Origin of the sequence: Streptomyces sp. XH2 (assembly GCF_049725035.1) — a bacterium.
Taxonomy (GTDB): Bacteria; Actinomycetota; Actinomycetes; order Streptomycetales; family Streptomycetaceae; genus Streptomyces; species Streptomyces roseoverticillatus.
The window spans coordinates 21764-35277 of the sequence record NZ_JBMMMZ010000029.1 but is presented as its reverse complement, the minus strand read 5'-3'; the positions used below and the strand labels follow the sequence as shown (position 1 = coordinate 35277).

At 75.8% G+C, this 13514-nt stretch carries 6 protein-coding genes; 3 read left to right on the top strand and 3 right to left on the bottom strand.

What is annotated here, in order from left to right:
* The first annotated feature begins 347 nt into the window (after positions 1 to 347).
* The gene (locus ACOTKD_RS37500) at positions 348 to 4523 is read left to right on the top strand and encodes a serine protease (protein WP_424893490.1); all 4176 of its coding nucleotides are present in this window, start codon (positions 348 to 350) and stop codon (positions 4521 to 4523) included.
* Between the two features lie 51 nt (positions 4524 to 4574).
* Positions 4575 to 5540 carry a bifunctional riboflavin kinase/FAD synthetase gene (locus tag ACOTKD_RS37495; RefSeq protein ID WP_424893489.1) on the top strand — a complete coding sequence of 322 codons (966 nt, stop codon included), beginning with the start codon at positions 4575 to 4577 and terminating at the stop codon, positions 5538 to 5540.
* 87 nt (positions 5541 to 5627) lie between these two features.
* On the opposite strand, the gene ACOTKD_RS37490 is transcribed toward ACOTKD_RS37495, so the two are convergent.
* Positions 5628 to 8858, bottom strand: a complete 3231-nt coding sequence (locus tag ACOTKD_RS37490) for an SCO5717 family growth-regulating ATPase (protein WP_424893488.1) — start codon at positions 8856 to 8858, stop codon at positions 5628 to 5630.
* A gap of 787 nt (positions 8859 to 9645) precedes the next feature.
* Between ACOTKD_RS37490 and ACOTKD_RS37485 the strand changes: the two genes are divergently transcribed.
* Positions 9646 to 11226 (top strand): PQQ-binding-like beta-propeller repeat protein, encoded by a 1581-nt coding sequence (locus tag ACOTKD_RS37485; protein WP_424893487.1) that lies wholly within the window; start codon positions 9646 to 9648, stop codon positions 11224 to 11226.
* A gap of 93 nt (positions 11227 to 11319) precedes the next feature.
* Here the strand turns inward: ACOTKD_RS37485 and ACOTKD_RS37480 are convergent, their stop codons facing one another.
* Both ACOTKD_RS37480 and eccE read right to left on the bottom strand, forming a co-directional pair.
* Positions 11320 to 12087, bottom strand: a complete 768-nt coding sequence (locus tag ACOTKD_RS37480) for a hypothetical protein (RefSeq protein ID WP_424893486.1) — start codon at positions 12085 to 12087, stop codon at positions 11320 to 11322.
* A complete protein-coding gene (eccE, locus tag ACOTKD_RS37475) occupies positions 12087 to 13367 on the bottom strand; it encodes a type VII secretion protein EccE (protein WP_424893485.1) in 1281 nt (426 codons plus the stop codon). Before eccE ends, ACOTKD_RS37480 begins: the two co-directional genes overlap by 1 nt.
* Positions 13368 to 13514 lie beyond the last annotated feature (147 nt).

The window sequence follows — 13514 nt, the reverse complement described above, 5'->3', positions numbered from 1 at the left end:
GGCCCCGGGCTGTGCATGAGGCGCAGCGCGGGGCCTCGGCATGCGCCGGGGCGTTCGCGTATGCATGAGGCGTTCGCGCACCCATGGGGCGTTCGCGTACCTATGAGGCGTTCGCGCACCCGAAGGCCCCACTACCGTGGGGCGGGGGGCTGCCGTCCGGCGCTCCCGCCCCACGATCCCCCTCCTCACAGCTGTCTATCCACACCGCACCCACAATTCACCCCAATGGGCAGGCGCTCGGAGTGAACGGCGGGAGTGGAAGGGGGCGCGTTCCCGCTGTGATCTGGTCCTGCCGATCATCCCCTGCCTACCGTCGGTGGCAAGTGCACGGCGGGGAGGTTCGGCGGATGAGCGGTCGGCGGACTGATGCGGACGAGTTCCTGGTACGCATCAGAGACCTCGCCGGGAGGCCGCGCGGTACGGGCTTCATCGCCGACGACCGCGGCACGATGATCACCAGCCATGAGGCCGTCGACGGCCTCGCGCGCCTCGTGCTGCTCGCCCCCGGCGACCGTACGTGCCTGGTGGGCGCCGACGCGGTGACGTCCCTCCCGGGCTGCGACCTGGCACTGGTGCGCACGGAGGGGCTCGGAGTGGCCCCGTTGCCCGTAGCGGCCGCGGAGCGTATCGAGGACGGGGCGGGTGTCCGGCTGCGGGCGGGGCACTGGCAGCGCGCCCAGGTCATCGGAGAGGCGCTCGTCACCTACACGGCCACGGACCGCTTCCACCTGCTCGACGCCGCCGTCGAGCTCTCCTTGGGCGAGCGCGACGGCCTCAGGCTCGGCGAGGAGGCCACCGGAGGGCCGGTCCTGGACGCCCGCACGGGCACAGTCGTCGCCGTCCTCGGTACCGCGCTCCATGCGGAACGCCGGTCCGGAGGTTTCGCGATCCCGCTCCGTGCGGCGGCCGCGGCCACCCCGGACGGCCCCCTGGCCGTCCTGCTGGAACGGAACGCGGCCACGGTCCCCGCCTTCGGCCCCGACCTCAACCTCGCGGGAGCCCTCCAGCTCACGGCGACCTCGCTCGGCCCGATCATCACGGCGCGCGACTGGCGCGACCCCGTGGAGCGCCCGGAGATCGCCCGCGAGTTCGCCCGCTTCCTGGAGCAGGACGAAGAGGGCGGAGAGGCCGCCGGCACGGAAGGCGCCGACGCCGACGCTCCCGCCGACACCGGCGAGCGGATGCCCGAGGACGCCGAGCGGACGCCCGCCCCCGAACCGCCGCCCGACGAACCGGGGCCTGCCCCGGCCGGCACGGGGACCCCGGGCGTCGTGGTGGTGACCGTCCCGCCGAGCGCCTGGCGGGGCACCCCGGGCGGCGGCCCCGGCGGGCGCTGGATCGGGGACCTGCCCGGCGCACGGAACCCCGCCGACCCGCTGGACCCCCCGGCGCCCCATGCCCCGGACGAACCGGCGCCCGCGGACAGCCCCGCGCCGGCCGTCCTCGGGCTCGTCGGGGGCCCCGGGACCGGTCGCACGACCGAGCTCCTCTCCCTCGCCGCGCGGCGCGCACGGGGCCCCGAACCGGCCCCCACCCTCTGGCTGCGCGGCGCGGACCTGGAGGAGGGCGACAGCAGCCTGCGGGACGCGGTCGCGCGCGCCCTCGCGGCCGCCGCGCGGATCGTCACGGCCTCCGCAGGCGCCGCCGGAACGGTGGGGGACCCCGCCGAGGCCACTCCCGAGGCCGTGGCCGCCCTGGGGCACCGCGTGGGGCGGCCCCTCCTCGTCGTCCTGGACGGCCCCGAGGAGGTTCCGCCCGTCCTCGCGCACGCCCTGCCGGCCTGGACCGCGGCGACCGCCCAGTGGCTGGAGGAGACCTCCGCGCGCCTCATCGTCGCCTGCCGCCCCGAGCACTGGGAGACGGCCGGCGACCTCTTCCCGCGCACGGCACTCCACGTGTCGGCGGCCTCCGCCACCCCGCGCAGTCTCCCGCCGTGCGTGAGCCTGACCGACCTCGGCCCCCTGCAGGCCGAGCGGGCCCGCGCCCTCTACGGCATCCCGCCCGACGCCATCCACCACACGGACGCCGCCCACCCGCTCGCCCTCCGGCTGCTCGCCGAGGTGCGGGCGGCGCTCCCGGACGGCACCGCGCCCGCCGGCCGGCCTTGTGAGGACGGGGCGCGGCCCCCCGATCGCTGGGACGTCTTCTCCGCCTACCTGGACCTCGTCTGCCTGCGCATCGCCGTCCGGCTGGCCGCCGGGCGCCGCCCCGCGCTGCGCGGCACGGCGGTGCGCAGGCTCGCCGCGCGCGTGGCCGGCCAGGTGCATGAGGCGGCCCGCCGGTGCCTCGGCCCCGGGCAGGGCGAGCTGGAGCGCGAGGCATTCGAAGAGCTCTTCCCGTGGCGCAACGGCTGGGCCTCCGCCGTCCTCACGGAGAGCCTGCTCGTCCCGGCCGGCACCGGCTACCGCTTCGCGCACGAGGAGTTCGCCGACTGGCTGCAGGGCGCCCACCTCGACCTCGACGCCGCCCTGCACACCCTCGTCCACCGCTGGTACGAGCCGGAGGACGGTACCGGCGAGCACGACGCCCGCCTGCCGTCCCGGCCGGGCGGCGGGCCCGCGCCGGAGGGCCACGTGCCGCCGCCCCCCGGATCCAGCCGCGCCCCGCGCTCCACGGCCGCACGACGCCGCAGCCGCCGCGCGGCCCGGCAGAAGGCCCGCAAGCCGCTGCCCGTGCCCCGCCACCGCATCGGCCCCGTCCTCCAGGCCCTCCTGCTCCTGGCGCGGCGCTCCGGCCCCGACGCCCTCGCCCGCCGCCTGGGCGCCCTGGTGGACGCCGTGGCCGCGCTCCCGCCGTCGGAGCAGCCCGCGGCCCCGGACGACGGGGGCCGCCCCGCCCTGCCCGACCCCGCCTGGTGGGCGGCCCACCTCCTCGGTGAGACCCTCCTGCGCGTCCCCGACGCCACCCCGTACCTGGGCGCCCTCCGGCTCCTCGCCGAGCGCCTCACGGCGCGCTCCCTGGCACTCGGCGGCTTCGACAGCGGAGCCACGGGGTCCCTGGGCGGCCTCGCCGAATTCGGACCCTGGTTCTGGCTCCGGCTGCCCCTCGGGCTCGCCGAGCGGCTCGACCTGCTGCGGCTGCTGCTGCCCGCCGACGCGCCGCCCCCCGGCCAGAGCCCGTACCAGCCCCATGCCCTGGAGAGCTCCGCGCCGGGCCCCGTGCAGGCCCAGCAGCCGCCCCAGCCGCCCCACACGGACCGCTTCCTGCCCGCGGTCATGACCGTCCTCGCCGAAGAGCCGTGCGCCGCGCAGGCGCTGCTGTGCCGCTGGTTCTCCGACGAACGCCCCCTGCAAGCCGCCCCGTACGGAGATCACCTCAGGCTCACGGTCTCCACCGCCGCCCAGGTCCTGCTCCACACCCACCGGCACCGCGCCGTCGACGACCTCGCCGAGGCACTCGTGGACGCCGCCCACCCCCGCGCCGACGAGCTCCTCGCCGCCCTCGCCGAGGACGAACCGTCCGCCATCTGCCGCGCCGTGGACCGGTGGGCCCACGACGACCGCATCGAGCGGCACGTGGCGGCGGCCGCGTACGCCCTCAAGGCCGCACCCCACGTGATCACCGCGGCCGACCGCGAGCTGCTGCGCTACGCCGCGCTCGCCCTGCTGGCCCGCCCCGCGGAGGGCGCCCTGCACGGCACGGCGCTCGCCCTGCTCGTCCGCGACCGGGAGACCCGCGCCAAGCACCTCCAGCGCGCCCTCGCCCTCTTCGCGGCGTGCGACCCCCACCTCCCGGCCGGCGCCCTCGCCCCCGCCCTGACCACCCACCCCGAACCCGTCCTCGCCGCCTACCGCGCCCGGCTCTACGTACGCGGCGAGGGGCCCGGAGACGTGCTGCGCACCCTCGCCGAGGTCACGACCCCGGCCCTCGCCCGTAGGGCGGCGGCCCTCGTCCAGGAGTACGTCGAGCACCATCCGGAAGGCGCGGAGCTCGCCGCCGCCTTCGTGGACCGCCGGCTCGAGGACGGCCCCGCGGCCCGCTCCGTCCTCTTCCCGCTCGTCGTCCACCTGCTCAGCAGCCGCCCGCCCCAGGTGCGCCGCGCCCTGGCCCCCGTCCTGGCCTTCCCCGGCACACCGCTGTCGAGGCCCCTGCGGCAGGAACTGCTGGAGGTCCTGCTGGAGCGCGAGCAGTACGGGCCCTTCGAACGTGACGTCACCGTGCTGGACGCCCTCCTGCGCGCGGTGGCCGCGGGCGCTGCCGAGCGCACCGAGGCCCGCACCCGCGACCTCGTGCACCGCACCGGTCTGCTGATGGCCCGCAGCCCCGAGGGGGCGGCCTGCTTCGACCGCCGCATGGTGCAGCTGGCCCGGGAGATCCCCGTCTTCGGGGAGCAGGTGCTCCGCTGGCTGCGCTCCGCGCCCGCGCAGTGGGCCGTCGTGGTGGGCCCGCGGGCCCGCATCAAGCTCACCGCCTGGGCGGGGGACGAGGGCCCCGCGGAGCACGCGGGCCGTGCGGACTCCCCTGACCTGACAGTCACAGGACCGGCCGATGCGGGGCGCCGAGAACCGGCATGGCACTCTTAGTCCTGCGTAATCAACAGACAAAAGTTCGGGTTCGGGCGAGGAGCGGGCACAGTGCAGCGCTGGCGTGGCTTGGAGGACATCCCCCAGGACTGGGGGCGCAGCGTCGTCACCATCGGCTCGTACGACGGGGTGCACCGAGGGCACCAGCTGATCATCGGGCGGGCCGTGGAGCGGGCGCGCGAGCTCGGCGTGCCCTCGGTCGTGGTGACCTTCGACCCGCACCCGAGCGAGGTCGTCCGGCCGGGCAGCCACCCGCCGCTGCTGGCGCCGCACCACCGCCGTGCGGAGCTCATGGCCGGGCTGGGCGTCGACGCGGTGCTGATCCTGCCGTTCACGGCCGAGTTCTCGAAGCTCTCGCCCGCCGAGTTCGTGGTGAAGGTGCTGGTCGACAAGCTGCACGCCAAGCTCGTCGTGGAGGGGCCCAACTTCCGCTTCGGCCACCGGGCGGCGGGCACCGTCGACTTCCTCGCGGAGCTCGGCGCCACGTACGACTACGACGTGGAGGTCATCGACCTCCACGTCAGCGGCGAGGCGGGCGGCGGAGAGCCGTTCTCCTCCACCCTGACCCGCCGTCTGGTCGCCGAGGGCGACGTCGCGGGCGCGATGGAGATCCTCGGCCGCCCGCACCGCGTCGAGGGCGTCGTGGTCCGCGGCGCGCAGCGGGGCCGGGAGCTCGGCTACCCGACGGCCAACGTCGAGACCCTGCCCCACACCGCGATCCCCGCCGACGGCGTCTACGCCGGCTGGCTGACCGTGGGCGGCGAGTCGATGCCGGCGGCGATCTCCGTCGGCACGAACGTGCAGTTCGACGCGACGGAGCGGACCGTCGAGGCGTACGCCATCGACCGGACCGACCTCGACCTCTACGGGCTCCATGCGGCCGTGGACTTCCTGGCCTACCTGCGCGGCATGGAGAAGTTCGAGTCGATCGAGGCCCTGCTGCTGTGCATGGCGGGCGACGTGAAGCGGGCGCGGGACCTGGTGGCGGCGCACGAGAAGGAGAAGGACGCCGCCTGACGGCCGGGCGCCCTGCCGGAGATGTGAGGAGGGCCCCATGCGGCGATCGCCGCATGGGGCCCGCCGCGTGTTCAGCTCCCTGCGGGGCTACTGCTGCGGGGAGCCGTACCCGCCCGGCGCGCCGGGCTGCCCCTGCTGGGGGTACGGGCCGGGCTGCTGGGGCGGCTGCGCGCCCCCGTACGGGCCCTGCGGGCCGTAGGGGTGGTACGGGCCGGGAGCCGGCCGGCCGGGCTGCTGTGCCTGCTCCGGGGCGTACGGGGCGGCGGGCATCTGCCCCATGGGGGCGGCCTGCTGCGGCTGCTGCTGCGGTGCGGGCTCCCCGCCCCACACGCCGCGCTGCTGCTGGGCCCGGGTGAAGTCCTCCGCGACCATGGCCGAGAGGTTGAAGTACGCCTCACGCGTCTTCGGCCGCATCATCTCCAGGTCGACCTCGGCGCCGGTCGCCAGGTGCTCGTCGAACGGGACGACGACCACGCCGCGGCACCGCTGCTCGAAGTGCGACACGATGTCCTCGACCTTGATCATCTTGCCGGTCTCGCGGACCCCGGAGATGACCGTGACGCTGCGCGAGACGAGATCGGCGTAGCCATGCGCATGGAGCCAGTCGAGCGTGGTGCTGGCACTGCTCGCGCCGTCGACGGACGGCGTGGAGACGATGATCAACTGGTCGGCGAGGTCGAGGACGCCGCGCATGGCGCTGTAGAGGAGGCCGGTGCCCGAGTCGGTGAGGATGACCGGGTACTGCCGGCCCAGCAGGTCTATCGCCCGCCGGTAGTCCTCGTCGTTGAAGGTCGTGGAGACGGCCGGGTCCACGTCGTTGGCGATGATCTCCAGGCCGGAGGGCGCCTGCGAGGTGTACCGGCGGATGTCCATGTAGCTGTGCAGGCTGGGGATCGCCGAGACGAGGTCACGGATCGTCGCGCCCGTCTCGCGCCGCACGCGGCGGCCCAGCGTGCCCGCGTCGGGGTTGGCGTCGATCGCGAGGATCTTGTCCTGGCGCTCGCTGGCGAGCGTCGCGCCGAGCGCGGTGGTCGTGGTCGTCTTGCCGACGCCGCCCTTGAGGCTGATCACGGCGATCCGGTAGCAGGAGAGGACGGGCGTACGGATCAGCTCCAGCTTGCGCTGCCGCTCCGCCTCCTCCTTCTTGCCGCCGAACTTGAAGCGGGGCGTGGCGATCTGCTTCTTCGGCTTCGGCTTGCTGCGCAGCAGCCGCTCCGAGGACAGCTCCATGGAGGCGGTGAACCCGAGCGGGGCCCCGTGCACGGAACGCTGCCGCTGCTCCGGCGTCACTGTGGGCCAGCCCCCGGCGCGCGGGTCGTTGGGCAGCCCGCCCTGTGCTCCGTCCGCGGCGGGGGGGAGGGCGTTGCCGTCGGCGTACGGGTACGGGTAGGGGGCGGGTGCTGCCGCCGCCTCATGCCCGCCTGTGGGGCCCTGCTGTGCCTGCACGGCCGGGGGCAGCGCGGGAGAGCCGCTGAAGCCGTTCTGGGCGTGGGGGAGTTGCTGCGCGTCGGCGTGGGGCGCCGGTGCCGCGACGGGCTGCTGGGCGTCGGGACGCGGGGTGCCGTCGAGGGGCGGCGGTACGGGGGCGCCGTTCACGTCGGCGCGAGGGGCACCGTCGAGCGCAGGGGGCACCGGGGCGTGAGGCGCCGGGGCCTGGGGCACGGGGGCGTCGGGGCGCGGGTACCCGTAACCGCCCTGCAGCGCCTGGGCGTTCGGTGCGGGCGGGGCCGGCGGCATGGGGGCCTCATGCGGGCCGGTGAGGCCCTGCGGCGACGGGGCGGCCGTGCTCTGCGCGGAAGGCAGGACGGCGGGCTGCTGCGCCTGCGCATGGGGAGCCTGAGGGAAAGCATGGGGCGCCGGTGCGGGCACCCCGTGCGCCTCAGGGCGCGGGTAGCCGTAGCCGTCCTGCGGTGCCGGAGCGGCCGCATACGGTGCCGGTGCCGCGGGGAGCTGCTGGGCGTCGGGCCGCGGGGAGCCGTCGAGGGGCGGCGGCACGGGGACGCCGTTCGCGTCGGGGCGCGGGTAGCCGTAGCCGTCCTGCGGCGCCGGGGCGTTCGGCGCGGGAGGCGCCGGTGTGGTCCGGACGTCCGGCTGCGGGAGAGGCGGCACCGGCGGGTAGGAAGCCGGGACTGCTCCGTGCGGAGGCACGGGGGCGCCACCGGCCCCGTGCGCGGCCGCCTGGGGCTCCGCAGGAGCCTGCTGCGCCTCTCCGGCAGAGGGCACGCCGGAACCGCCCTCGTGGGCCTGAGGCGCGCCGTACGGGGCCGGGGCGGGCGGGAGGCCCTGCGGGGCCGCGTGAGGCGGCGCAGCGGCGTCGGACGGCGGCTGCGCCTCCGGTGCCGGTGCCGGTGCCGCCGGGGCGAAGTCCGGGGGGAGCGGGGGCAGCGCGGCCTGGGGGACCGACGGCGGGGCCCACGGGGCCCCCTGCGCGTCCTGTCCCGCCTCAGCCGACGGGACAGCCCCATCAGCAACCCTGTCCCGCAGAGCGGTAGCGGAGAACCGCATGGTGCCCTCGGGGCGTGAGGCGGTGCGCTCGGCCCCGGAGGCGGCGGGGTCCGCGCTCTCGGAAGCCGGTGCCGCCCCCGAGCCGCCTTCGGCAGCCGGGGAACCGGCAGCAGTCATGGACGAGGCCGCTCCCGAGGCCTGTTCGGCTTCCGCCTTACGGTCCTCGCCGGCAGCGCTGCCGGCGGAGGAAGTGCTGTCGTCCGCCGACGGGTTCACACCGGCCCCGGCGCGGGCCGGTGCGTCGTGGCCGCCGTCGGCCTCATGCGCCTGCCCCGTGCCCGCTTCGGCATCGGCCCCGTGCGGGCCGGCCGAGCCGGCGTCACCCGACGCGGAGGCGTCACCCGCGGCAGGCGCCGCGCCGGTGAGGTTCCCGGGATGCGCTGCCGGGTTCTGTGCACCGGGCACCACTGCGGCAGGCTGCACAGCCACGGCCTCTTCCTGCACCGCCGCCGCGGAGAACCGCATCGTGGCGGGGCTGTTGGCTCCCTCTCCCGCGGAAGGAGCGGAGGGGAAGGAGGAGGCCCCGGTGGCGGATCCCGTGCGGTCGTCGCGGTCCCCGGGCACCGACGGCGGCATCCGCAGCGGTTCACCCGAAGGCGGGGGCGGCAGGACCGGCTGCCCGTCACCCCCGGCGCCGCTTTGCCCCGCCGCCGGCGTCACAGCGGAGGAGGCGTTCTGCGTGTACCAGGCAGGGGGCGTGTAGTCGATGGTGAACTCGCCCGTGCTGTCGGTTTCCTGCTCGTGACCGGCGTCGGACCGGTCCTCGCCGGCTGCGGACCCGCCTGCGCGGATCTCGTCCCGATCGCTGCTCACATTGCCTCCTGGTGTGGTCTAGCGCCCATGAAATGCCTGTCGGGCCCGACCGTTCCCGTCGTCCGACCGCCCGGGGGTCCCCCGTTTGCAATAGGGGATGCCGTGGAGGTCCCCCGTCCGTACACCTGCCCAGCCTAATCGCCATACGCACCGCCGGGGCAGGCCCGCCCCCACCCCACCGGCCGCCCCGTGGGTCACCTGCGGCCCCCGTGCCGGAGCAACCGGACCGGTGGGGCGCGGGAGTCGGGTGATACAAAGATTTCCCGCTCGAGTGTCACAACAGCGCGGGATCCACGCCCGATTCGCTCCTTTCCAGCTGAATGGTCAATGCATTCCGCCCGGATCGCGGGGGGAGGCAGAACGCGCGCCGGACCCCGCACACAAGAGGTATGCGCTGATGGTCCAGCCGCCCCAGCCCCCACCGATGCCGCCGAACGAGCCTCCGAAGGGCGGATCCGGCGCACCGCAGGACCCGGCCCCGAAGACTCCGCAGCAGCCGCCTCAGGCCCCACCCGCGGGCGTGCCTCAGGCTCCGGCCCCGGATGCGCCTCATGCCGCGCCTCAGGTCTCACCCGCGGATGCGTCTCACGCAGCGCCCGAGGCCCCGGCCCAGACTGTGCCTCATGCCGCGCCTCAGGCCCCGGCCCCGGATGCGCCCCATGCCGCGCCCCAGGCCCCGGCCAAGACTGCGCCTCAGGCTCCGCCCCAGGCCCCTGCCCCGCAGCCCGTCCAGCCGCCTCTGCCCCCAGCTGCTCCCCCCACGCCGCCTCCGCCCGGTGTCCCGCCCGTGCAGCCCGCATGGGGCGGCCCCACGACACCCGGTGCCCCGTCGGCCCCCGCCCCCTTCCCCCCGCCGAACCCGAACCCGTACGCGCAGCAGCCGCAGCCGGGCCCGTACGGCGCCTATCCGCCCCCCGGGCAGCCCTTCGGCGCCCCGCCGCACCCCATACCCCCCGCCGGCGCCCCGGGCGGGAAGAGGACGGCCGTCATCATCGGCGCGGCCGTCGCCGTCCTGCTCGCCGCCGGAGGCGGCGTATGGGCCCTGACGAGCGGCGGCGGAGGCCCCGACGGGCCGCAGGCGCACCACAGCGCCTCGCCCGCGCCGAAGGAGAGCACCGGCGGCGACAGCGGCGGCACGGCGGCCCCGCGCGACGGCGAGGACGATCCCAACGAAGGCCGCCGGGCCGGCGAGGCCAAGGTCCTCGTCAACCAGAACGGCCCTCAGGTCGAGCGCGCGGGCTCCGCGGTCCCCGGGGTGTGGGCGTTCGGCGACTACGTCGTCAAGACCGTCCAGGAGAAGGTCATCGCCTACTCCACGTCCGACGGCAAGGAGAAGTGGACCATCGCGCTGCCCAAGAGGGTCTGCGCGGCGCCCGCGAACGTCACCGACGACGGCAAGGTCGTGGTGGCGTACGACAGCGGTGAGAAGGACTCCTGCGGCAACTACGCCATGCTCGACCTCAAGGAGGGCAAGAAGGGCTGGGACAAGCCGATCCCCAAGTCCGGCGGGTTCGCCAAGAGCTTCATCGGCCTCGACATGGCCCTAAGTGGCAACGCCGTCGGCGCCGCGTGGTTCGGCGGCTCCGGCATGGTCCGGGTGAGCGACGGGGAGCCCATCCCCACCCCCGGGCTGGAGGCCGGCTGTTCCGTCGACGGCTTCGCGGGCGGCAAGGCGATGCTGCGCTCGTGGCAGTGCGTCAGCGACAGCACGTCGCACATCGAGAAGCTCGACACCTCCACGGGCAAGCCGGTGTGGACGTACGACGGCCGCAAGGGGCTCATGACCAAGAAGATCTACTCCACCGAGCCGGCCGTCGTCTCCCTCGCGTCGGAGGACAAGAAGTCCGGCGGCGTCATCGCCCTCAAGGACGGCAAGGAGCGCTCGGTCATCGACCTCGGCAAGGAGGCGTACACGCCGACCTGCGGCATGTCGATCATGGGGCACGACCTGGGCGGCTGCCAGGGCGTCGCCGCGAGCGACAGCACCCTCTACCTGCCGACCGGGGGCGAGAACAGCTACTCGGACGGCAATGAGATCCACGCCTTCGACCTCGACACCGGCAAGCGCAAGTGGGCGTCGAAGAAGACCAAGCCCGAACTCATGCCGATCCGGGCGGAGGGGGACAAGGTCTTCGCGTACCAGAGGCCCTCGTACGACAAGGCCGGCGCCGTGGTGAGCGTCGGCCCCGACGGCGAGCCGAAGGCCGTGCTGCAGGCCCCGCAGGCCACTCTGCAGGCCGAGAACCGGTTCTTCGGCGCCAAGTACTTGTACGAGGGTGACCGCCTCGTGATCGCCACCACGCGTCTGTCGGGCAGCGGTTCGGAGGGCGGCGAGGAGAAGCTGCTCCTCGTCCTCGGCAAGGGCTGACACGGCCGGCCGGTCCGGCGGACCGGTCGCACGGCCGAAGGGGCGCGCCCCCGCCGGGGCGCGCCCCCTCGGCGCAATCGTTGGCCGGGTCCGTCAGTCCATGCGGCGCGGGGCGCCCAGCAGCCCCGTCTCGGCCTCCGTCGCCCGCACGTCGACGTACGTCCACGTCCTCCGGGCGCACCACAGCGTCACCGTCTCCGGAAGCGTGGGCAGCGCCTCGACATCGGCCTGAGGCAGCCCCAGGAGCCGGCCGAGCAGCTCCGCCTCCTGCGGCGAGACCCGCTGGATGCCGACGACGTCGGCACCGCCCAGCAGGCGCGGGGCGTCCGGCCCCACGTAGGGGAGCAGCGTCAGGACCGACTGCCAGGGCGCGGTCACGACCCGGCCCCGGGGCGGCCGCACGCCGCAGTCGCGCACGACCAGCACCGGGCTGTGCACCGACGGGCCCTGCGGCGGCACCCGGCCGACGTCGTGCAGGGTCACGCACGGCTGCCCGCCGTTGGCGGCCTGGGCGAGCGTGGTCCACAGCCCGCGGCGGCCGGTCTCCACGGCGATGCGCGCCCCGGTGCCGGCCGTGCGCAGGGCGATCACCTGGGCCGTCCAGGCGCCGCCGATCAGGACGGCGTCGAACGGCACGGGGCGGGCCACCCCGAGGACCGCGGGCGCCTCATGCGGGTCGGTGCCGATGACCACACCGTCGTCACCGACGGGCAGCGCCAGCGCCTCGAACTCCTCGGCAGCGAGCTCGTGCCGGCCGCGGCGCGGCCCGAGCAGCCCGCGCCCGGCCCGGAGCCACCCCGTACGGGCGGTGGAGGGCGAACCGGGAGCCGCAGGGGAGGGGGAGGGGGTAGTGACGGCCATCAGCGCGTGCCTCCCAGGGGCAGAGTGGCGAGCATGCCGGGCACCTGTTCGTGGTCGAGCCGCACGAGGCCGGTCCGTGCGGTGCGCGCCGCACGCTCCAGCTCCCGTCGTGTCGCGGCGAGTTCGTCGGAGCTGCGTCCCGTCACCCGGATGTGCGCGGTCATCGTCGGCGCATGGCGCCCGTTGCGCAGGCCTCCGCGCCCCAGCGTCAGGCTCAGCGTCGTCGACAGGGCGGGCAGCGAGGTGAGCATCGCGGCGAGCTGCGGCAGCGGCACGGCTCCCGGCCCGAGCTGCGGCCAGCGCGCCAGCCAGTACGTCGTGTGCCAGCGGTCGTCGCACCGCAGTGCCCGGGAGCTCTCCAGCGTGCGCCGTGCGGGCGTGGCGGACCGTGCGGCCTGCGCGGAGGCCACGGGGTTGATGTCCGCCGCCGTGGCCAGCGCGGCCGTCAGATCCTCCTCGGACAGCAGCACCGCCCGGAACCCGGCCCCCTGCAGCCGGCTCGCCAGCTGGTCCGCCGCGCGCAGCACACAGCGGCGCGCGCCCTCCTCGCCCCCGCCGCGCGCCTCGACCGCCTCCGGGCACAGCTCGGGATCGAGCTTGAGCGCGACCCACGTCGTCCTTACCGCAGGGGCCCCCGACAGGGCCTGGAGCGGCGCGTAGTTCCGCGCGGCCAGTGCCTCCGAGGGCAGGTGCGGGGCCGGCGCCGGCAGGGTGTTCTGCACCGCCTGCACGGACTCCAGCCGGATGCCGTCGACGTCCAGGGCGTCCCGCAACAGGGCCAGCGGCAGCGCCTTCTCGGTCCGCATGGGGCGCAACGGCGCGTCCACGGCGTCGACGCGCAGCACAGCCGTCACGAACGTGCCGTCCCCCACGAGTCCGACCGCACGCTGCCCGCGGTCCGTGAACGTGCTCGTCCGCAGAGCCGGTTCGCACTCCACGACCGGAGCGATCGCCGGGTCCGTGCCCGCTGCCGCCGGTGCCGCGCGCCGGACGCGGGCACGCAGCGTCAGCGACGCCAGCAGCGACTCGGCCACCGGCCGCTGACCCAGCGGCACCAGCGCGAGCAGCACCAGCACCACGGCCACCACGGCAGCCGGCGCGAGCAGCAGCGGACCGGCCGCCCACCCGAGCAGCACGAGGCCCGCGGCGACCTCGATCAGCACCAGCTGCTGCAGGCGCACCGGGCCGCTGCCCCCGCCCCGCGCCGCGGCCCGCGGGGCGACTGCGATCGCCCCGGGCGCGCCATTGCCCCGCGCCCGCACCTGCGTTGCGGCACCCATGCCCGTCACAGCCCCCTCAGCCGTCTCCGGCCGCCTTTGCGGACCGACCGGGAATCCGATCAGCGGCATGCCCTGACAGCCGCGCTGATCCCTACCGGCATAGTAGGGGCCGGTACGACAACCCGACCAAGCGCAGCGCCTGTCGAC